A 22,656-nucleotide genomic window follows, 5' to 3' on the forward strand; every position below is an offset into this window, starting at 1 on the left:
GCGATATCTTATTTCAGTGCTTTCCTTATTCTAGTGAAACACTCCTTAAGCATCTCTCTTGGATAAGCCATATTAATTGCAATCTTACCTTGAAGATTTCCTTCAATTTCTTCTCCAAACTTAAGTGTAAGTTTTCCATTTCGTAAAATTCTATACTCAAGTTCTTCAGGCATATATCCATATTTTGATAAGTCGATAAATGCCAATGTTCCGCTCTCAGGTCTCTCAAGTTTCATTGTTCCAAATATATCTTTAAGATAACCATCAAATAAATCAAAATTTTTATTAACATATTCTCTAAGTTTTCTTAACCAAATATCTATTCTACTATAAAAAATATTAAATATTTCAACATCTATTGCGTTAATTGCAAACCTACTATTATCACTCAATTGCATTTTCATAAAATCCCTAAACTTTTTGTTATTTATAACTAAATTACCCATGGTACTATCCATAAGATTTAATGTCTTACATGGACTTAGATATGTTATAACGTTACTACTATTATTAAGTGCCTTTGACAATGGAATATATTTAATTCCATCTCTTGTTAACTCATATCCCTCTTCAATACTTAAAATCCATAAATTATTTTTTCGTGCAATGTCTCCAAGTTTTTTTAATTCATCTTCACCAAAACACCTTCCAGATGGATAATGTGGATTGCTTATAACCATAACCTTAGCATCTTTAGAATATTTTTCTAAAAGTTCAAAGTCAAGCTCGGGTTTTTCTCCTTCATAAATAAGTGGTATTGATATAAGATTCCTACTTGATGCTAAAATCTTATATCTAAGTATTTTTTCTAAGGGTGAGAGTACAACCACATTATCATTCACTTGAGTTAAAGATTCAAATATCAAAGTATACGCCATTTCATCACTTGGTATATATTGTATATTCTGTATATCAATCTCCCACTCATATTCTTTCATAAAATAGGCACTCATGAGCATCTTATACGATTCTTTATCATAATAACCTTGACTTACTTGTTTCTCAAAAAGATTATAATTTTGTATTACAAACATTACAGGCTTAGGACTTAAAAAATACATTTTCTCAGTTTCATGCATTATTAAATCAAAATCATTCGTATCCAAATTTGAATATTGATAATTATTTTTACTCTTAGTTGCTTCCATACTTCTCCCCCTCAATCTAAAACTTCTACTTTACATCATTAATTTCATTCTTGTTATCATTTCCATTATTATCTCCAAAATTATCTTGATTCATAGAATAATCTTGATTCCTATCTACTATTTGTAAGTGGATATCTTCCGTAATTTTAAATTTATTTACAATATTGTTTAACTGAGATGTTGTAATTTTATTATCTTTAATAAATTGTTTCAAGCTATTTATCTTCTCAACAATTTGAAAATTCTTATCAGAAATATTTGATAATCCAATTGTTCCACTATTAACAGTCGTTGAAATTTCAGTTATTGATCCAACTATTGTTTCAACCGCATCGCTTACCTTTTTAGATATATCTAAGAAATTTTTCATAAAATCATTAATTTTAAATGTGTCACTCCTATACTCCTCACTACTATCTATAAAACTATCGTAATCGAGTATAATTTTATTATCTATAAAATCTAGAATCTGTCTTGAACTTATAATCAAACTTTCAATAGACGTATTTACATTTTGAGCTATGCTCTTAATATTATTTGCGGTAACTGAACTTTCTTCTGCAAGAGTTCTAATTTCCTCTGCAACAACAGCAAACCCTTTTCCAGCTTCTCCAGCCCTTGCAGCTTCAATTGCTGCATTCAATGCAAGCAAATTTGTTTGACTTGCAATACTCAAAATAGATTCTGTAAGAGTATTAATTTCATCAACTTCCTTTGATTTAGAAATTGCTGTCTCTAAATCACTCTTAACATTCTCGTAAATCTGTATAGCCTTATCTTTAGACTCTGTAATATTACTCTTTATCAAGTTAGTTCGCTTAGAAATATCTTGGGTGCTATCATAACCTTTTTCAGCATTCATTTTTATATTAAACATCTCATCACTTATAAGTTTTGATGATGCTGTTATTTCTTGAAGAGTCGCATTTGTTTGTTCCATACCAGCATACAAATTATCAGTTTCAGAAGATGTAATCGTAGTAGAATCTTTTAACTCTTTTGTCAATAATTCAATCTCACTATACTTAGAATTTAAATCAACTATCTTAATCTTAATAATTTTTATCACTTTACCAATATTCAATCTCATCCTAATTAAACCATTATAAGTATTAGTAAGCTCATCTTTAGAATTATTTTGAATCTTATAATTATCTATGAGTTCAAAATTAGCTGTCTTGTCAATTATCTTATCATTATCCTCTAATTTTGATAAAATAAGAATCTTAAGTGTAATCAATGATATACCAAAAAGTAGAATTGCAAATCCTGCTAATAATATAAATGACATAATTTGACTCTTTGTATATGATTCCAACATAGATGACACCGGTAGAAAATAAGAAATTTTCCATCTAAGATCTGAAATATAATAAGTCAACATCTTATAATTCTTTTTAGCAATTGTTATATCCCCTGAATACAAAACATTTCCAGAATCAGCTTTTGATATATTTGTGAGCATATTTTCATCAGTAAGATATTGCCCAACAATATTTTTAAAATCAGAATAAATTACACGCTTATCATGAGCATAAATTTCAACATTATTATTGTACATTATATCTAATTTCATATCAGAAACAATATCTTTAATTAAATTTGATGATAAAGTACCACATAAATAGCTAAATACAGATCCTCTAGAATTTAAAATTCTCAACACTAAAACAATATTGGCTTCTCCTCCATCAGAATCGAAGTCCAAATAAATCATATAATCATCGTTAAATTTATCATATTTTGCATTATTAGCTAACTCACTTACTATATCCCCTTCTATACTTTTACTTGTAGATAATTCAACCGTACCATCATGACTGATAAATGTAATATCTTTCACAAAATCACTATTTAGATTTTCATACTCTTTAATAATAGAATAAACTCTATCTTTATTTACTTGATTATCCCCAAATATGTACTCAGAATCATCACTTTTCAACAATAAGCCAAGGAATTTAAAATCTAAAATATAATTCTTTAATCGATGTTCAATTTCTAATGATGTGATTTGCGACTTTCCTCTTATAACATCAATCTTTTGCTCTAAAAAATCATTCCTAATTATAGAAAGTCCAAATACAGAAACTAAAATACTAAAAATAGATATAATCAAACAGAATATCATTATCTTAAATTTAAGAGACATATAAAAATTCCCTCTTTCCTAAAAACACAATAAGCAATAATATATAAAGTATTATTTGTTATTTTTCTGTATTTAAAACATAATTTATTAAGATTTTTAGAGGTAAAAAAAACAAGGGATTACATATAAATGAAATCCCTTGCTTTAAAATAAATCATAAATAACCTCATGTATATATTTAAAGGCTCTTATCTCTATATTTTTAAAACTACCTACCTTATAATTTTCACCATAAGGAACATAAACCCTTTTAAATCCTAATCTATCAACTTCCTTAAGCCTAAGTTCCATAGATGGCACTCTCTTTATTTCTCCTGTAAGTCCAACATCACCAATAAATACATATCCATTATTTACTGCCTTATTTTTTAAAGAAGAAACTATACTAATAATAACCGACAAGTTAACACACTGCTCCCTAAGTCTAATTCCGCCAGTAGATTTAATTACGATATTTTTATCAAATAATTTAATTCGACCTCGTTCTTCCAAAATTGAAATAAGAGTATTTAATTGATCCCTTTTTAAACAATCAGAAATTCTTGAAGGATATGGAGTTATCGAATTTGAAACAAGACTTTCAATTTCAACAACAATACATCTATTACCTTCTTTCACGACACTTAGACAACTTCCAAAAACCTCATTACTATCATCTCTCTGTGTCATAAAAAACTGTGATGGATTATCAATAGAAACCATTCCTTGCTCTGTCATGGAAAAAAAACCAACTTCTCCAGTACTGCCAAATCTATTTTTCGTACAAATAAGAGATCTTAATTCTTCAAGATTATCTCCTTCAATCATAAGCACACAATCAACTAAATGCTCTAATGCTCTGACACCAGCTAACTCATCCTCTTTTGTCATTTGTCCAACTATCATAACAGCTCTAGGTCTATTTGCATTTTTTGCAATTCTCAAAAGTTCATTTGCACATTCCATAGTTTGAGTAGGCGACCCTGGTCTTGATAAATATTCTTCCAATATAAATGTCTGTATACTATCAATTATTATAAAATCTGGATCAATCTCATTTATTACGCTAACTACATTATTTAACGAGATATCAGAATATATCCATATACTTTCATCTGATAATTCAGAAATTATTCTATCTGTTCTCTTTCTAATTTGACTCTCACTCTCTTCACCAGATGCGTATAAAACCCTAAATCCTTTTTTTGAAATATCATAAGCAACCTGAAGTAATAATGTTGATTTTCCAGCTCCTGGCTTTGCGGCAAGTATACTTATAGAATCTCGTACAATCCCACCACCAACAACCCTATTAAACTCATTAATATCAGTTACTATCCTATCGCTATTAAACACTTTTACTTCTGAAAGTCTTTGAGCCTTTTTTGTTACAGTTCCACTCTTTATGTATGTATTAACCTTAACATTTCCCTTCTTTAATATCTCAGATTCTTCAAAGGAATTCCAAGTATTACAATTTGGACATCTACCAGACCATTTGACTTGTTCAAACTTACAGTTTGAACATATATAGACTATTTTACTTTTCAAATTTACCTCCAACAAATTTAAATAAAGGTAAATCAATTATATCATATCAAATATCAGCAGCTATCTTATTGTTTAATATTTTATGTTTCATATAAAAAGCAGTAGGAACTGAAATATCCAAATTCTTTGCTGCTGTTCTTATAGTATTCTCATTCGTTACCTCTTTTACACACATCTGAATTTTTTCAAATGGTAACTTCGCATTATGAAATATTGTATTAGTCGTATCAGAAAATGTTTTTCTACACTCCTTACATCTAAATCTTTCTTTCGTAACTCCATCTTTATATTTTGTATATTTCTGATGCCTTGATATAGAAATACTATTACAATAAGGACATCTTCTATTGCTTTTATCATTTATAATTTTTAACAAATATATAATTTCTTTTCTGCTTAAAATAATTTTATCATTTGCCTTAAAAATATTTATGAGTGCATTGTAATCAATCCTATCTGTACTTTTCAGATAATTAATTATATCTTCCTTACTTTTAATTTTTATATTTATATCTGTAACTTTAATATTATCCATATTAAATAACCCCCGAAGTCATATTTATTGTCATTATTTCAAGCTGAAAAATTTTTATACAAAAAAGGACTTACCAAAAAAATTTTTTAGTAAGCCTTAAAATATTATCTTAAAATATCAAACACATTTCTTATATTTAAAATTCCATATCCCCAATATCTATTAGGATATTCATACCCTTTTGGAGTAATAGCTGAGCTCACAAATAGCCACATTATAATAGTAGAATTCAAATTTGGCTTATTCTTTTTTACAATTCCCCATTCCAAAATTAGTGCAATTCCTCCAGCAGAAACAGCCGCAGCGACAGAACTACCACTCATTAAAATTTCTCTTCCACCTTTTCCTATAGTCAAAATATCTATGCCACCTGCTGCAAGTAATGGTACAACTCTATTATCCAAAGTAAATCCTTGTCCTGACTTTGTAACAATCGAAGTTAAATTTTGATTGTAATAGGCCATGGCAATAGCAAGATGTGCTGAACTTGGTTGAGTAATTGTACTGATTGAGGTTGAATTCAAAAATCTAGTATCTGGCTTCAAAAGTTCCTTAATAGGCAAATAAGCATCATACTTTACTGGAAAATTATCTTTAGACATAATAATTATTTGCCAAATTCCAGATTTCAAATTATTAAACAAAATCTCAATATCTTGTATAATTGAAACAGATGTTTGCCTAATTTCACAAAATATTTTCATCTCTGTCTGCTCTAATAAAAATTTAAAACTATAATTGTTATAAATAACCCCTTTAACATCAAACTCTCTCGTTCTTTCACCTGAAGGAGAAATTACATAAAACGATACTTTTGAATAATTCTCTATAAATATATCAATTGCTAAACGTGTTTGACCCTTGTCTGCAAAAAATTCTATAACTCCTTCCTGATTTTCCTTATAAATTTGACCTTCAACATGAATTTGTTTATTTGCTTGATCTCCACATGGAACCGAAATAACAAATCCTGAATTTTGGGAATATTCTGTAATTTGTTTTGATACAAAAGACTCTCCAGAATGATATCCAGCATTAGTCTGAAGTGGCAACACAACAGAAACTGGCTTATTATATTTAAATCTAATCGATCTTAAATATCTAAGTGCTAAGTACAACACAACCTCATTATATATTGGTATATCTTTTGGAAAATCTAATACCTCTCTCAAATTACTAGACAACTCTCTCAATTTCACAACTACTATATTGCTTTCAGGTGCTGCTCCCCTAACCAAACCAATTCCAGAAGAACTCGTAATACCAGCCATAGATGTTCCATGTCCGTTTGTATCCCTAGATGGAACAATTGTATATGGATCTCCTCCATTTCTTTTAACTCTAATTGCAGAATCTATATCTTCCTTTGTATATATTTTACCAAAAAGAACATTAGGTTGATGTGTATCTTCATCAATTGTTTGATCCCAAATTTCTAAAATCCTAGTTTGATTAAACTCGTCCATAAAATTCTCATTTAAATAATCAATTCCTGTGTCTACTATAGCAACTATAACATTTCTTCCTGTCAAATCTAAATATTCATTACTTTGCGTTTGATAAATACCTGAATCTGACAATGGAGATATACTCTCACTACATAGTGTGTAATAATACGAAGTTTGAATATCTACTGACCCATCCGGAAAATATCTTTCATATAACACATCTAATTTATCTATAGGAACTGATAATATTGATAAATAGACTTCTTCACTCTCTTCTTTTAAAGGATAAATACAATAATCTCCATCAATAAACTTCATATTATTTTGAACAGTCATCAAAAATTCAACCCTGCTATCATCACTAAGACTATTAAGTGGGCACAAATTAATATTCATATCGTCATATTTTAAAACATTTATATTATCTAACGGGTCATAAGTCTGTATAGGATTTATAATTTCTTTATCTTCTTCCCTATTCGCTTGAATTTGAGTCATCCTTATATCATACAAAATATTATTAATACTTTCTTCAACATCTATAAAAGCTTTAGACCCACATACAAATCCATATCCATAAGAATTATTAGGATAAGATATATTTTTAACTCTATTTGCTCCTCTAATTAAAAAATATTTTATAACCTCTCCATATAAATTAGGTTTATTTTTATTAATAATTCCCCACTCCATCAAAAGTGCACATATCCCAGAAACTATTGGAGCAGAAAAACTTGTACCCGAAACCACATATTCCTTTCCTCCAATTCCTATTACTCTAACATCCTCTCCTGGAGCTAATATATCAGGCTTTAAATTATCCTTATTATTAATTGAACCTCTACCGGAAAAAATAGAAACACTTTCACGTCTATAATTATAACTTCCAACAGAAATTACATTATATACAGTTGCAGGCGAACCTAAAGTATCATTATTATCAGGTTTTAAAAATCTCGTACCCTTACCTACAGACTCATTTGTTGGTAGCCACATATTATAAGTACTCTCAAACTCATTACATAACTTAATGTTTATACTCCAGACCCCCTCCTCAATAGTTGAATTTCTATATGATTCAATGGTAATTAAACATTCACCAAAAACATTATACCTTGTAGGACCAGTATATAAAACATTAACGAGATCTCCTCCAACTCTCACACGTTGATTACCTTCAGTTAATCTTATAAGCTGACTTACTCCCGTAGATGGAGAACTTATTGTAATCACTACATCAGACAATATTCCTTTATAAAGCGAGACTATAATGACTTCATGATTACCTGAAATTTCAATTTCTACATTCTCACCTTCTGAAACTATATTCCCACTTTTGTGATGTGCTGCACCTCCTTCATTTCCAGCCGAAACCACCACAGTAGTATTTTCTCTAGCGGCAAAATTACTTACATATTCTGCAAGCAAAGTTGTGCCTGTGTGAGCTCCATAATTAGTACTAAAACTCAAATTTACTACTAGTGGAAATCCTTCCTCATCTTGTTTTTCTGCTAAAAAATCAAGTCCCATCATAATAGTGTGAAAAAGTACAATAGTTGAATCAATATTTGTTGTACTATTTACACTAATTATAGATGCACGAGGTGCTACTCCATACAAATTACTATTTATATTCCCACCTGCACAAGCAATTGAAGCGACCTCTGTCCCATGACCCTTATAGTCACCTTCATTAATAACACTAAAAGGATTCTCATTTCTTAATGCCTCATTTATTTGCTCAGAATTATAAAGAGTTCCAGTAGAAGGATTGTACATATATTTAATTCTTGTTGTTCCATCACTATTTCTAAATGCATTGATCGTATAATCAATTCCCGAATCTATAAATGCAATAACAACACCCGAGCCATATAACTTTTGAGAATTATTAAGATCAAAAACACAAGAATTAAAATTAGAACTCGAATCATCTAGTATAATCGGATATGAAAAATCAAAATAAATTTCCTTATCTAAAGCATTTGAAATATCATTTATCGTGTCCAAATTTCCAATATCTAAATGAATAATCCCAAAATCACCTCTTAATGGACGATGTTCAACATTTAGATCTCCCAAAAAACTTTTAACGCCTTCTACATTTCTAGAGCGGTAAATTATAGGTACTTTGTCATTTAGCGTAAACTTATCATGCACAAATGCCTTATAAAGCTTAGACCTCCTATAAATAGATCTCTCTTCCAAAATCAATTTTAAAATTTCACTCATTTACTACCTATTTTAAAAATTATTCTATAATAAACTATATTTTCAAATACTAATAGTTGATTGTTATTAAAAATATTTTTTGTTAAAATTGAATTAATAATAATTTTATGGAGGTTCTTATGTGCGGTATAGTTGGATATGCAGGATCGAAGAATGCTTTACCTATATTAATTCATGGACTAAAAAAGCTTGAATACAGGGGTTACGATTCATCAGGGATTGCTGTATTATCTCAAGGATCCATATTTATAGAAAAATCAAAAGGTAACATTTCAAATTTAGAAAGTAAATTATCTCATCTAAAAATAACGAGCAATATTGGAATAGGTCATACAAGATGGGCAACTCATGGTGAGCCTTCAGATATAAATTCTCATCCACATACAAATTCAATAAACACAATTGCTATAGTACACAATGGAATAATAGAAAACTACATTGAGCTTAAACACTTGTTACAAAACAATCTTAATATCAAATTAAAATCAGAAACTGATACGGAAGTTATAGCACACTTAATAGATCATCTATGGAATGGAAATTTATTGAGTACACTCTATAAAGTTGTTCAAAAATTAACTGGATCATACGCTATAAGTGTAATCGCAAAAGATGATCCTGACAAAATAATAGCCGTAAGAAAGGATAGTCCACTTATAATTGGAATTGGTGAAAATGAGAACTTTATAGCATCAGACATACCAGCAATTTTAAAATACACAAGAAAAGTATTATTAATCGAAAATAATGAATTTGTTGAAATTACAAAAGACTCTATCAAGATATACGATGAATTTGAAAATCCTATTGAAAGAAAAGAAATTGAAATTACATGGCAAATTGAAGAGGCTGAGAAAGAAAATTTTGATCATTTCACATTAAAAGAAATTCATGAACAGCCAAGAGCTTTAAAAAACACTTTAAATAACAATATAAATGGAAATAAATTAAATATCCAAGATCTAAATATAACAGAAGAAGAACTAAGAACCTTCAATAAATTTTACATTGTAGGATGTGGGACAGCCTATAATGCAGGATTAATTGGAAAATATATTTTTAGAAAATTTGCACATATAGATATTAACTGCGAAATAGCATCAGAATTTAGATATAACGATCCAATAATTGATGATAAAACCTTAGTCATTTGTATTTCACAGTCTGGTGAAACCCTAGATACTATTCAAAGTTTAAGACTTGCAAAGGAGAAAGGTGCAAAAATATTAAGCATAGTTAATATTGTTGGCTCTTCAATAACTCGTGAATCAGATTATATATTCTACACAATTGGAGGTCCTGAAATAGGAGTTGCATCAACAAAAATTTTCACATGCCAATTACTTGCTCTGAATCTTATTGCTTTAAAATTTGGAAAATTATTAAATATTTTAGATGACAAACAAGTCGAAGAGCTTTTAAAAGAACTTAAAACAATTCCAGAAAAAGCTCAAACGATATTAGACGACAAACAAAAAATTAAAGATATTGCACAAAAGCAATTCAAAAATGAAAACATATTTTATATGGGACGTAATATAGACATGGATATTTCATTTGAGTCTAGCCTTAAACTCAAAGAAATCTCATATATAAATTCTTTTGCAATAGGTGCTGGAGAATTAAAACATGGAACGATTGCACTTGTTGACGATAAAACTTTTGTTGTTGCTCTCTCAACTCAAGAAAAATTAATAGAAAAGATGATAGCTAATATAAAAGAAGTAAAAGCACGTGGTGCAAAAGTACTAACCGTTACAAAAGAAACTACAAAATTTTTAAATGATTGTTGTGACGAAATAATATTAATTCCTGAAACATTAGATATCTTCACTCCTCTATTATCTATAATTCCAATGCAACTTCTTGCTTATTATATTTCTACACTCAGAGGTAACAACGTTGACAAACCTCGTAATCTCGCAAAATCTGTAACAGTTGAATAAAAAAATATAAAAGGCTACTAGTTAACTAGTGGCCTTTTATTTATATTATTTTCCTTTATAAGCTCAATCATTACCTGCTCATTAAATCTACTGTAAAATTCATCACTGTTAGATATATCAATAAATATTTTTTTGATACTCTCCTTAGCACCTAAAATCCCTTTTAGATTATCAAATTCAGAAGACCAAAACTCAATTCCAGAATCATCTGGGTACCTGTCAAAAATAACATCATATATATTATTTATTACCCAAGTAGTTTCAACATTGTCTCCTTGACTTTCAATATAAGATTTAAAATTTGAAAACTTATGTTTATTAGAAACAAATAAAATTTTAAGATCATCGAGCTCATCTTCCAAAACATCTATATTAAATCTTTCTTTATAATAAATCTTAATAAACTCATCCATAGAATAATTTAGGTCATCAAGCATCATATATTTCAAATTCACAACATTATAAGAACCCAAATAATATATAGTCTTCCTAGTCTTAATCTTATCTATAAAAATCGTCTTCGTTTTTCCATTGAGCGTATATTTTATAACTACATCTTCATAAATTGTTGATGGTTCAAGATTTTCAATATAAAATTTTCCATTTTTATAGACCACTTCCGCATTATCAATAGAAATATAAAATTTAGTATAGGAATTCGGATAATTTTTAAATTCATCACTCAAAAATAATTCTACAGAATCAGTACTACCCTTACTTCTATTAAGTTCATAATAATCCATAACATAAAAATCTTCATGTTGGTTCCCATACCTAAAATCCATTTTATTATCAGAAAATTCCATATAAGTTGTAACTTCTGGAATTTCTCTCTCATCCATTTTAAGATCACTTAATATCGTCCTAAAATCTTCTGTATCCATCATATTTTTAACAATACGCATATACGCATCATTATCTTTCAAATAATAATTAGTTTTATATTGATAATGTATACTTTTCCAATGCTCCAATTCTTCCGCTGTTATATATTGAGCAAATACAGCTGAAAATATTCTACCTATAGTCTCATCTATTGAATTCACATTATATAAAACATATGGATCCTGAAGTATGTCTAAAATAAATTCTTCTGGAGTAATTTCCCTCATCAAAATTTTATGTTCCCAAATATGATAATCAATATATTTAACTGATGATCTAAGAGTATATTGCAATCTTTTTGATATAAATTGCTTCAACGGATCATTAGACTTAGTTGTCTTAAAATTTTTAATCTCAATCACATATCTATCTTTCCCACGAAAAGCTTCAATGAATACTGAATCATAAAAAAAATCTGGTATGAGATTAGATACTACTATATCCCCGTTATCATATTCAACTTTATAATTTTTATTATTAATTATGCAATCTGCCGCATTCAAAAACTCTTTGTTCAAATGTTCTGAAGTTATTCTTATAGATGAATCTGTAATTTTTGATGAGTTAATTTCATGAGAAGTAAAGGAGTAATCAATGCAACTCTCAACATAATTCCTGAAACTTACAGTTTTTGCATTATAAGAATTAATTGCTAAAACATTTTTTTCAAATAAAACAAAAGTGGATATGAAAATTAAACAAAAAACTACAAATATATATCTAATTTCCCTTAAAAACATTCAACATTGATAACCTCCTTATATATATATACTTAATTTATCGTTAATCTTCTAATACAAATTTACAAATAAATCAATACTTATTTGAAAAAAATACCTAATTAAGCAATTTTCTTTAATGATCTTTTTAAACCATTTACTATATTTCTAAATTCATTTTCATTAATCATAGTTTCAACAACAACACCCAAAGCAAATTCCTTAGAACATCCTTTAGATATAAGCATATCATATTTACCAATCCAATATCTTAACCCCTCATCATCGGATTCTCTATTAACGATAACCTTATAAAGTCCCTCAATCTTCGACTCAGTTGTTGGTCTTAATGTTAAAAATTCTTCTTCAGATAACAAGTTTCTCACAAAGTTTTCAAAACTAACTTGTTCATTAGATAAACTATCAACCCAAAATCTAAATCCTTTTTCATCTGGATTTCTATTAAAAGCATTAAAATAAACACTCTTAACAAAATCATTTATATCACTTGTTTCTTGAAGAGTTTTAAATGGTGCAATATTTAATACAATTCTATTTCCACGTTTTGAATCAAAATATATTTTTAAGTCAGAATAATGTTTTGACGGAATCAAATTATTAATAGTTAATTTACCATTCACAAATTTTATATCCAATCCTTCTATATTGCTTTTGAACTCTTTAACTCCTATAGCAAAATTTTGAATAATATCATTTAAAAATAAATCAATTTTAGTATCTTCAATATTAGACTTATTTATATCATCATTTGTCAATGTATAATATAAAATTTCTGAATTCATTGATCCTTGATTTTCATTTTTATCAGATTGAAATGTTTTAAACATACCATTATCTACAACTTTCTCAATATTTTCACCTTTAGTTACGATCTCATAAGTATAATTTAAATTTTCTCTTAATCCTGTAAGATTTAAAATTAAATTGTCTTTCTTAGGTAATTCGGCACTCTTAAATACTTGTCCATTAAGTTTCAAAACTAAATAAAGAGGATAATATTCATCTGGTAAATTGTTTTCTACAATTTTAATTTTTACATTATTGGTACCTTCGAACTCAACTTGCGTTTTAATTCTAAGAGTACTCGCATTAATTGATGGAGAAAATATTACATTCTTAGAATCACCTTCACCGTATGAATATGAAACATAAACACGATAATTAGTTGATTGCTCTAAGTTTTTAATTTCTGTATTAAATTGTCCTCTCCTATTTAAAACTAACTTCTCGCTCTCATAAACTTTATTGTTGTTTTCATCCAAAGCCACAACACGTAAATCTCCATTACTGAATTTTGGATCAACGTTTCCTCTAAATGAAATTGAATTTCTATGGCTTACCATATTTACATTTTGAACAAGCATTGTTTGTGATGCATTTACAGAAGTTGCAACCGTTCCGCACACGAAGATAGGAAGTGATGAAAGTAACATAGATAATTTTTTACACATAAACTTTCTCCTTAGAGTACAATTCATTTAAATCTTTATCTTAATAATATTTTAACAATTATGTAATGAATTTGCAACTATTTTTTTTAATAATTTTTTAAAAAATATAAAAAGCTTACCTATTAAAGGCAAGCTTCCGATTAAATTAAATACCTAATTCTCTAATTCTACGTTGGAATTCTGATTCATTAACCATTTCAGTAACTATAGATCCTAAAGCTGAAGAATCAGAATAACCGTTCTTTTGTAAAGTATCTAATTTATCTGTCCAATATTTTAAACCTACGGCGTCAGAATTTCTATTAACAATTACTTTATATAAAGCTTCAATTTTTGCATTAGTTGTTGTATTTAAGTTTAAGAATTCTCTTTCAGACAACAAGTTTGCAACAAATTTCTCAGGTAATGTACTTCTCCTTGATAATTGAGTTTCCCAATAAGCAAATCCTTTTTCATCAGCTTGTCTATTTAAAGAATACTTATAAACATCAACCATAAATTGTCTTAATTTAGTTTCAGAAGCTTTAGTTGTAAATATTGCAACTGTGACTTTTCTGCTAGTTCCATTTTTATCAGTATAAGATATAGTTAAATCTTTATATTGTTTTTCAGGAACTAATCCTACAAATTCTACATTACCACTTTTATATGTCACAGTAACACCTTCAACGTTAGTTGAAAAATTTCTACCTTCATTCATGCTGTTAGCTAAACTAGTATTTGAAACTGGAATAGATACTGTAACATCTTTTACAGCAGCTTTATTTACGTCATTTGTAGTTATTTCATAACTAATTGTCGTTGTGTTATTTGATGATGAAGCTAATGTTCTAAATGTTCCTCTATATATTATCCTTCTATTATCTGATTGGTTAATTATTTCATAGAAATAATCTGTACCTGGAACAAGATTTGTCAACCTAAATTGTCTTGAACCTCTTGAAGTTTCGCTGAAATTAGCAACAAAATTTTTGTTATTAGAATCTCTATATAAATCTAATGATAAGGTATGATTGATGTTTGTATTATACACATCTACAATAGCTGAATCAGTTGTTCTGTTTTTAATTTCGGCATATATACTTGAATTTGATCCTCCAGACGATGTTGATGAAGATAACGTCCTAAACGTCCCCCTATATACAACTTGGTTTCGTTCATTAAATATTTCATAATGATAATCTGTATTTTGAGCAAGATTTGTCAATCTAAACTCTCTTGAACCTCTTGAAGTTTCAAGGTAGCTATAAACTCTAGTATTATCATAATTTCTATACAAATCTAGCGTAAAATCTTCATAAGAATTTGTATATATACGCACGATAGCTGAGTTATCTGTTCTATTTGTAACATCTGCATATACGCTTGAATTTGAACTTGATCCTCCTGATGATATTGATGAAAATAACGTTGTAAATGTTCCTGTGGATACAACTTGTCCAGAAGCATTAACTACTTCATAATAATAATCTGTGTCTTGAGTAAGACCTGTTAAGCTAAACTCTCTTGAACCTCTTGAAGTTTCATTACGCTTATAAACTAAAGTATCATCATAATCTCTATATAAATTCAACGTAAACACACCAGTTGAATTTGTATATATATCCACAATAGCTGAGTTAACTGTTATATCTGAAACATACGAAGTCACGCTTCCAGATACAGAATCTTCTATACCTCCTATGATTAAATCTTCATAATCTGGGTCTAGAATACCAATTGTTCCAAATACTCTACTTGTTATATTGCTTTCTTTTACACTTTGAGTATCCATAGCGGAAGCTGTTATCGCTCCAGATACGAAAAAAGAAAGTGATAAAAGCAATGTACATAATTTTTTACACATAATTTTTCTCCTTAGAATACAATTCATTTAATGTTTGTTTTGATGAAATTCTAACAATTATATAACACACTTGCAACCCTTTTTAAAATAATTTTTTCAAATAATTAAAAGCCTACCATTAAAGGCAAGCTTTCAATTTAATTAAAGACCTAAAGCTTTTACTCTAGCCTGAAATTCTGATTCATTAACCATTTCATTAACTATATATCCTAAAGCTGAAGAATCAGAATAACCGTTCTTCTGTAAAGCATCAAACTTGTCTGTCCAATATTTTAATCCTGTAGCATCAGATTTTCTATTAACGATAACTTGATATAGAGCTTCAATTTTTGCAGTAGTAGTTGTATTTAAGTTTATAAACTCTTTTTCTGATAATAAGTTTCCAACGAATTTCTCAGGAGATGTAGTCTTCCTTGATAATTGAAGTTCCCAATAAGCGAATCCTCTTTCATCAGCTTGTCTATTTAAAGAGTATTTATAAACATCAACTATAAATTGTCTTAATTTAGTTTCAGAAACTTTAGTTGTAAATGTTGCAACTGTAACTTTTCTACTAGTTCCATTTTTATCAGTATAAGATATAATAAAGTTTTTGTATTGTTTCTCAGGAACTAATCCAACTAATTCTACATTACCATTTGAATATTTTACAGTAACACCTTCAACATTAGTTGAGAAATTTTTACCATCTCTCATACTATTAGCTAAATTAGTAGTTGAAACAGGTATAGATGCTGTAACATCTTTTATAGTTGCTTTATTTATGTCTGTTGTTTTAATTTCATAGCTAGTTGAACTTGATGAACTTGAAGTTCCTCCAGTTATTGTTGATCCTGATCCCGATACTGGTAATGTTCTAAATGTTCCAGTAAGTATAAGGGTTCTTCCATCAAATATTGAGTAAGTATATTCTGTATTCGAAGAAAGACCTGTTAATTTAAACTCACTTGAAGTTTGTGTTATAGGTTTAGGAATAGCTGCTCCAGTAGCTGTACTACTTAATCCTAAAGTTAACCCACCAGGTGTATTTACTACATATGATCCTTTTAATGTTATAGTAGCTGAATTAGATGTTATATTTGAAATTTCTAAAGCCAACTCACCTAATGTCTTGAAATCTGTTGTATTCGTACTAGTTATACCTTGATATGTATTACCATCCAAAGTAACTTCCGCAGTTGCAGCCACTGTATATAGTGTATTTGGATTCAACCCTGTCTCAAAAGTGTAAGTTAATTGGTTAGTACCTTCAGGTAGCGCATCATTATTAACAGTTTCTACATCTGTATTACCATTTTTAATACTCAATTTAATATCTTTGATACCCAAACCAGTTGTTAATCCAGCCTGATCAATTCCAAATACAGCATCTACATATTTAGATCCAATACTACCACTAGTTATAGTCATAGTTATAGCTACTTGATCTGCATACAACTTAGATCCAGCAGTAAATATATTTCCTTTAACATCAGTATTAGATGTAGGTTCTTTATCTACTAAAACACCTGTTACAGTATTATTTTGTACATCAACAATCTTTCCAACTGTATTTTGTAACTTAGCAATAAAAGGATCTTTCAGTGTAGTAGCCGAATCTACAAATGTAATACCTGATATAGTAACATTATCACCATATTGTATAACTGGTTTAGTATTGGCAGCATCTCTTGTTATTGTAAGTTTACTAGCTCCATCTAACTTAAGTCCAGCTGTTTTCATTAAGAATGAACCATTTTTAAAGTTTATAGTTAATGAGCCAGCTGCTAATCTTTTGGATAACTCAGCAATTATAGCTGCATCTAAATTTATATCCATAGTTATATCAATATTAATTGTTGTAACATTCGTATTTTGTAAAGCTGCTTTTAATTGATCAATAGGTGTTTGAGTAGTTCCTGTACCACCAGTTTGATCAGTTATATCAACTGTTGTTCTGCTTGATTTAAGTCTTTCATCTTCTACAGCTTGTCCTAATTCATCTGCAACAGTTTTTATAGGCATCATTGCTAATTTATCTTCAACAATTTCAAATTCACCTTCCATAGTAGCAGAAACTTGAATTTCTGGAGTAACTTGACTTGCTAAAGCTTGCTGATAACCTAACACTGATCCTGAACTAACTCCAACTATCGCTATACTTAATAAAAATTTAGCTAACTTCTTTCTTAACATTTTAAATTTCTCCTTATTTTTCTTAAGCTTAATTGACTATTCTCAAAAATTGTTCATAATATTTTTTAATATTGATGCTAAATCTTTTTTGTCATCTTTTTTACAATTTTATTAAATTTTGTAATATTTTGCAATATTTTTTTAATTTTATTGTAAATTTATTCAAAAAAAATGAGAGACCACTTAAGTGATCCCTCACAATTTCTAACTAACTCCATTTATTATATTTCCATTCAAAAACTCTTGTAAATTGATCTTCAATTGATTGAACAACCTCTCTCTTGCCTCAAATGGACACCATCCATAATGTGGTGTAATCACACAATTCTGAACTCCTAACAATACATTGCTTTCAAACATTGGCTCAACTTCAACGACATCTAGAAAAGCAATTCCTACTTTACCACTCTGAAGAGAATCCTTTAGATCCTGTTCGCTTATAAGCTGTCCTCTTGCGGTATTAATAATAATTACTCCATCCTTCATTATTGAAAGTGTTTCTTTGTTTATAATATGTCTTGTATCATTTGTCAATGGGCAATGTAAAGATATTATGTCACTATTCTTAAATAACTCTTCTTTTGATACAAATTTTATATTATCTGTATCTTCTCTTTTTGTAGTTGTATGGACTAATACCTTCATTCCAAATACTATTGCTATCTCTGATACTTTTCTTCCAATATTCCCATATCCAAAAATTCCAAGTGTCTTTCCAGCAATCTCAGATACTCTTCTATCATAAAAGCAAAAATCTTTTGACTTTACCCATTCACCGCTATGAACTCGCCTATTGTGTAAAGAAACTTTTCTGAAATATTCAAACATATATGCAAATACTAACTCAGATACTGCATTGGTAGAATAATTTGGAACGTTTGTAACCACTATATTATTTCTAGAACAAAATTCAACGTCTATATGATTAACTCCTGTTGCCATCGATCCAATATATTTAAGATTGCTACACTTCTCAAGAAGCTCACTTCTCAAAGGCACTTTGCAAGTAAAAACATAAGTTGCATCTTTGATTCTCTCAAAAATTTCATCTTCACTTGTTCTGTCATACCTTTCAACTTCATCGACACAATCTAGGAATATATTCCAATCAAATTCTCCAGGATTAACCGAATGTGCATCTAAAACAACAACTTTTTTCATTAGATCTATAACCCCATTCAAATTTAAATTCTTTATGATAGTAACACATAAATCAATACTGTTCAAATTTATTTATGAACTGAAGGTATAGTATCTTGGAAACTCTGTCCACAAACCTATATATCGTCCCAAATAATATAAACTTTACAAAGAAGTGGAAAAAATTTTTTAATTAATTTCCATAAAGTTAAATATTATTCCAGTGCTTACGATAATTTTAAAAAACTACAAATCAAGTGAGTAAGCCTTGATTAATATAGAATTTTGATTTATATTAATATTAACATTAAATTAATTATGTAAACTTTATATTAAAATATTAAACACTAATTTGTTTGATTAATTAAAAATTCAATAATTAAGGAGATTGATTATTATGAAGAAACGTACAAAAATAATTTGTTCTGCAATCATATTATCAACAGCTTGCATAGCATCATCTGCTCAAGCTGCAAAAGCTGCAGGTATATCATCTTTATTTTCTGGAGCTAGAGGTGTTGGAAATAGAATTTCAGGTGGAGTAAGAGGTGCTTTTGGTAGATTTGAAGGAGCTGTAAGAGGTCTTTGGAATGACATGACTAGCTGTTCTGGAAGAAGAGGCAATGCTGTAATTACAAAACCTAAAGGAGAAAGCCAACAAGAAGTAGTATATGCCTCACTTAAAATATCTGGTGGACCTACTAGCAATCTTCCTAAAAATTCTATTCTTCCTACCCCCAAAGATGACACAGCAGTAATATATACTAGTGTAAAAAAGCCTACAAATAGCACGAGTGGTAGAAGTAGTCTATCAAGTTTTAGTAGTACTAGTAGCGAATCACCATATGCTACTTCAAATCCTGTATCAAAAAACAATAGTAAAAACACAATTGATACTCAAGAACCACTATATCAAAATTCAGGATATACTGGACATGATTCTGCTAAAAATGAAATTTATTCTGATGTAACTAAATTACCTAGTTCATCTTCCAAAATTAATGTAAAAGCTCAGGTTCATAACCCTGAAAATACTACAGACTTATCATCTTCTAACACTACTACAACTAAAAAGACACCACCACCAGTTGCGAAAAAACCTGAAAAACCAACACCTCCTCCAAGAACTACCTCATTAAATTCTGAAAATACTAAACCTACACCAGCACCTAGAACTCTAAACACTAAATTTTAATTTTAATAGAAGTGATATCGCTTTAAGGTGTCACTTCTTTTTTTGTAAATTTTTTTAGATTCAAAACGATAATATTCATAAATCTAAAATTCGTTAAATTTTTAAGGATATGCGAGGTTTTAAATTATGAATAAAAAGTTAAAATCTTTATTGGCAGGGAGTGCCCTAATTGTTCCAATTATTACTCTATTTAGCTCACAAAAAGATGCCAATGCATTTAAAATAAATATGCTGAAATTACCTACTAGAACAACAAACCCAACTGTTAAACTTCAAACTCCAAAAATTACTCCAATAAAAGTTGGAAGTACTGTTAAAAAACATATACAAACATCTCCTAAAAAGACTCTTGAAAATATTCACAAAACAGATCCACAACTTGCTAAAAGCTTAGATAAACTTGGAGAAATAATAAAAACTAACAAACTTACAATAGTTAAAAACACTGATACCTCAAATAAACCCCCTACAGTACCTCCACGAAATGATCAAACATATGCAAGTGTAGGTGAATCTCCATATGAAAAACCTACTGATAACCACATTTATGAAAATGTTCTCACTCTAAGAAATAATACTAATACTAATTCCACTGGATTAAAGAAAAGACCTGCTTATAATCCAAATAAAGGTAAAGCACCTCAACCACCATCTGTGAAATCTTCAAGCTTAGCTAACGATCCTATATACGAAGAAATAGATTAGTATAGTGGTTAAAAAGGGGTGAAGATAATGAAGAGTAACAGAAGTAAAATATTATTAGCTGCATTAATCGTAGGAATACCAGCTGTTACAACGCTAATCAAATCTCAACAATCAAACGCAATATTAAGACCAGCTACAAATTCTGTCAAGAATATGGCATCAATGATTAATAAAACAGCCCTTACTAAACCAACGGTAGCTCCTAAACCATCCGGTGTTAAAATGGCTAACAAAAATTTAATATCAAATAGAGTATCAATATTTAATAACACTAACAACCAAACTAAAACAACATGCACAATAAAGCGTAACCAGTCAGTCGGAAAATTAGATCTTAACACAAATTTTGCTAGTAACTTAAATAGTCTTTTAGGCATTAACAATAATAATAAAGTTGGATTTAAAAAATCTGAAAGCGTATCTGTCAATAAATTAGATTCTAGCAAACAAAACAAACTTAGTGGACTTCTAGGTAGTTCGTCACAATTTAAGAGTAGCAGTCTAGACCTTAGCAAACTTCCTAAAACTCCTCCACCACCACCTACTCAAGGTCAAGGAACATCTCAGCAAACTTCATCACCACAACTAACAAACACTACAACAACACCATCAGTTGTTCCAGATGCTCCTCCTCTACCACCAATGAGTACTAACACTAGTACTTCATTCACAGGTGGGAGCTTAAAGAATCAACTTTCAAATAAACTAGATAGTGGACTTAAGAAAACTGAAACATCTAAACCTACACTTAAACCTACAACTCCTCAAGATAACATGTTAAGCGAACTAAAATTAAAACTTCAATCAAGACCAAAAAGTTAAAGTGTCTGTAAAATTTTTTACAGACACTTTTATTTTGCACTTACTGCATTAAGATCAAAACGTTTCCTTGATAAATCATTTAATTCATTCACTTCATCTAAACAGCTAATAATTTTTTGAACATATATCTTCTCTTCTCTTAATCCATGTATTTTTATATCATTATTAATTATAACAAAAGGAACTCCTGTAAGACCAACATCTATAGCATGAGATGCATCATTTGAATATTCAACATAACACTTTTTCAATTCTTCATCTGTGAGATTTGTTGGTATGCCAAGGTTTTCAAATACTTGCTGTATTTTATCAAGATCACTTATATTATCAAGACTTTCAAACATCATTTTATAAATAATATTTATATACTCAGACTCTTTGTTGTATTTTTTCGCAAACTTTGAAAGTATTAATGCCGTTTTAGTATTGTATTTAATTTTAACATCATTAATTTTAATACCGTATTGTATCCCTATATTGCCCAATATTTTCAAAATAGAAGAATAATTAGGCAATGCTCCTAACAATTCAGAAGTCTCAATACCATTTTCTGAAATATCAACATGTAATTCTTTAGCATAATATTCAACGTTTATTGGATATTCTTTCTCTAATTTATCAAACATTGCTTTACAAACATAACTAAATGGGCAAATAAAATCATAAAACAACTTTACATTAATCAATATTAATCCTCCTACAAATC

At 28.9% G+C, this 22,656-nt stretch carries 15 protein-coding genes; 4 read left to right on the forward strand and 11 right to left on the reverse strand.

Features of this window, described 5'->3' with window-relative positions:
- Window positions 1-8: 8 nt before the first annotated feature.
- The 5 genes from SFBM_RS05330 to SFBM_RS05350 all read right to left on the reverse strand — a co-directional run bounded on the left by SFBM_RS05330 (window position 9) and on the right by SFBM_RS05350 (window position 9,045).
- Complete coding sequence (locus tag SFBM_RS05330; RefSeq protein ID WP_005805777.1) at window positions 9-1,148, reverse strand: aminotransferase class I/II-fold pyridoxal phosphate-dependent enzyme; 1,140 nt, start codon at window positions 1,146-1,148, stop codon at window positions 9-11.
- Between the two features lie 25 nt (window positions 1,149-1,173).
- Complete coding sequence (locus SFBM_RS05335) at window positions 1,174-3,300, reverse strand: methyl-accepting chemotaxis protein (protein WP_005805774.1); 2,127 nt, start codon at window positions 3,298-3,300, stop codon at window positions 1,174-1,176.
- Between the two features lie 144 nt (window positions 3,301-3,444).
- The gene (gene radA / locus SFBM_RS05340; RefSeq protein WP_007440163.1) at window positions 3,445-4,830 is read right to left on the reverse strand and encodes a DNA repair protein RadA; all 1,386 of its coding nucleotides are present in this window, start codon (window positions 4,828-4,830) and stop codon (window positions 3,445-3,447) included.
- 46 nt (window positions 4,831-4,876) lie between these two features.
- The gene (locus tag SFBM_RS05345) at window positions 4,877-5,365 is read right to left on the reverse strand and encodes a hypothetical protein (RefSeq protein WP_005805771.1); all 489 of its coding nucleotides are present in this window, start codon (window positions 5,363-5,365) and stop codon (window positions 4,877-4,879) included.
- Between the two features lie 104 nt (window positions 5,366-5,469).
- Entirely contained in the window at window positions 5,470-9,045 is a 3,576-nt protein-coding gene (locus SFBM_RS05350; RefSeq protein WP_014017993.1) for a S8 family peptidase, read from the reverse strand.
- A 119-nt stretch (window positions 9,046-9,164) separates the two neighbouring features.
- Between SFBM_RS05350 and glmS the strand changes: the two genes are divergently transcribed.
- Window positions 9,165-10,991 (forward strand): glutamine--fructose-6-phosphate transaminase (isomerizing), encoded by a 1,827-nt coding sequence (gene glmS, locus SFBM_RS05355; RefSeq protein ID WP_014017994.1) that lies wholly within the window; start codon window positions 9,165-9,167, stop codon window positions 10,989-10,991.
- Window positions 10,992-11,008: 17 nt separating this feature from the next.
- Here the strand turns inward: glmS and SFBM_RS05360 are convergent, their stop codons facing one another.
- The 5 genes from SFBM_RS05360 to SFBM_RS05380 all read right to left on the reverse strand — a co-directional run bounded on the left by SFBM_RS05360 (window position 11,009) and on the right by SFBM_RS05380 (window position 19,249).
- Complete coding sequence (locus tag SFBM_RS05360; RefSeq protein WP_005805765.1) at window positions 11,009-12,616, reverse strand: DUF4214 domain-containing protein; 1,608 nt, start codon at window positions 12,614-12,616, stop codon at window positions 11,009-11,011.
- A 101-nt stretch (window positions 12,617-12,717) separates the two neighbouring features.
- Entirely contained in the window at window positions 12,718-14,067 is a 1,350-nt protein-coding gene (locus tag SFBM_RS05365) for a DUF4214 domain-containing protein (protein WP_014017995.1), read from the reverse strand.
- 145 nt (window positions 14,068-14,212) lie between these two features.
- Window positions 14,213-15,913 carry a DUF4214 domain-containing protein gene (locus SFBM_RS05370; RefSeq protein WP_014017996.1) on the reverse strand — a complete coding sequence of 567 codons (1,701 nt, stop codon included), beginning with the start codon at window positions 15,911-15,913 and terminating at the stop codon, window positions 14,213-14,215.
- A gap of 141 nt (window positions 15,914-16,054) precedes the next feature.
- On the reverse strand, window positions 16,055-18,088 hold the full coding sequence (locus tag SFBM_RS05375; protein ID WP_014017997.1) for a DUF4214 domain-containing protein: 2,034 nt from the start codon (window positions 18,086-18,088) through the stop codon (window positions 16,055-16,057).
- Between the two features lie 204 nt (window positions 18,089-18,292).
- A complete protein-coding gene (locus SFBM_RS05380) occupies window positions 18,293-19,249 on the reverse strand; it encodes a D-2-hydroxyacid dehydrogenase (RefSeq protein WP_007440166.1) in 957 nt (318 codons plus the stop codon).
- A 376-nt stretch (window positions 19,250-19,625) separates the two neighbouring features.
- Between SFBM_RS05380 and SFBM_RS05385 the strand changes: the two genes are divergently transcribed.
- From SFBM_RS05385 to SFBM_RS05395, 3 genes are all read left to right on the forward strand, one after another.
- A complete protein-coding gene (locus SFBM_RS05385; protein WP_014017998.1) occupies window positions 19,626-20,423 on the forward strand; it encodes a hypothetical protein in 798 nt (265 codons plus the stop codon).
- A gap of 126 nt (window positions 20,424-20,549) precedes the next feature.
- Entirely contained in the window at window positions 20,550-21,128 is a 579-nt protein-coding gene (locus tag SFBM_RS05390; protein ID WP_005805751.1) for a hypothetical protein, read from the forward strand.
- 27 nt (window positions 21,129-21,155) lie between these two features.
- Window positions 21,156-21,950, forward strand: coding sequence for a hypothetical protein (locus SFBM_RS05395; protein WP_005805749.1), 795 nt, complete (start codon window positions 21,156-21,158; stop codon window positions 21,948-21,950).
- A gap of 29 nt (window positions 21,951-21,979) precedes the next feature.
- Here the strand turns inward: SFBM_RS05395 and SFBM_RS05400 are convergent, their stop codons facing one another.
- Window positions 21,980-22,636, reverse strand: a complete 657-nt coding sequence (locus SFBM_RS05400) for a DsbA family oxidoreductase (RefSeq protein WP_007440167.1) — start codon at window positions 22,634-22,636, stop codon at window positions 21,980-21,982.
- Between the last annotated feature and the right edge of the window lie 20 nt (window positions 22,637-22,656).

This window comes from Candidatus Arthromitus sp. SFB-mouse-Japan, assembly GCF_000270205.1.
In the GTDB taxonomy this organism is placed as follows: Bacteria; Bacillota; Clostridia; order Clostridiales; family Clostridiaceae; genus Dwaynesavagella.

Coding starts and splice junctions, on each gene's coding strand:
- SFBM_RS05330 (WP_005805777.1), bottom strand. CDS start 1,148: ATGGAAGCAACTAAGAGTAAAAATAATTATCAATATTCAAATTTGGAT.
- SFBM_RS05335 (WP_005805774.1), bottom strand. CDS start 3,300: ATGTCTCTTAAATTTAAGATAATGATATTCTGTTTGATTATATCTATT.
- SFBM_RS05345 (WP_005805771.1), bottom strand. CDS start 5,365: ATGGATAATATTAAAGTTACAGATATAAATATAAAAATTAAAAGTAAG.
- SFBM_RS05350 (WP_014017993.1), bottom strand. CDS start 9,045: ATGAGTGAAATTTTAAAATTGATTTTGGAAGAGAGATCTATTTATAGG.
- glmS (WP_014017994.1), top strand. CDS start 9,165: ATGTGCGGTATAGTTGGATATGCAGGATCGAAGAATGCTTTACCTATA.
- SFBM_RS05360 (WP_005805765.1), bottom strand. CDS start 12,616: ATGTTTTTAAGGGAAATTAGATATATATTTGTAGTTTTTTGTTTAATT.
- SFBM_RS05365 (WP_014017995.1), bottom strand. CDS start 14,067: ATGTGTAAAAAATTATCTATGTTACTTTCATCACTTCCTATCTTCGTG.
- SFBM_RS05370 (WP_014017996.1), bottom strand. CDS start 15,913: ATGTGTAAAAAATTATGTACATTGCTTTTATCACTTTCTTTTTTCGTA.
- SFBM_RS05375 (WP_014017997.1), bottom strand. CDS start 18,088: ATGTTAAGAAAGAAGTTAGCTAAATTTTTATTAAGTATAGCGATAGTT.
- SFBM_RS05380 (WP_007440166.1), bottom strand. CDS start 19,249: ATGAAAAAAGTTGTTGTTTTAGATGCACATTCGGTTAATCCTGGAGAA.
- SFBM_RS05385 (WP_014017998.1), top strand. CDS start 19,626: ATGAAGAAACGTACAAAAATAATTTGTTCTGCAATCATATTATCAACA.
- SFBM_RS05390 (WP_005805751.1), top strand. CDS start 20,550: ATGAATAAAAAGTTAAAATCTTTATTGGCAGGGAGTGCCCTAATTGTT.
- SFBM_RS05395 (WP_005805749.1), top strand. CDS start 21,156: ATGAAGAGTAACAGAAGTAAAATATTATTAGCTGCATTAATCGTAGGA.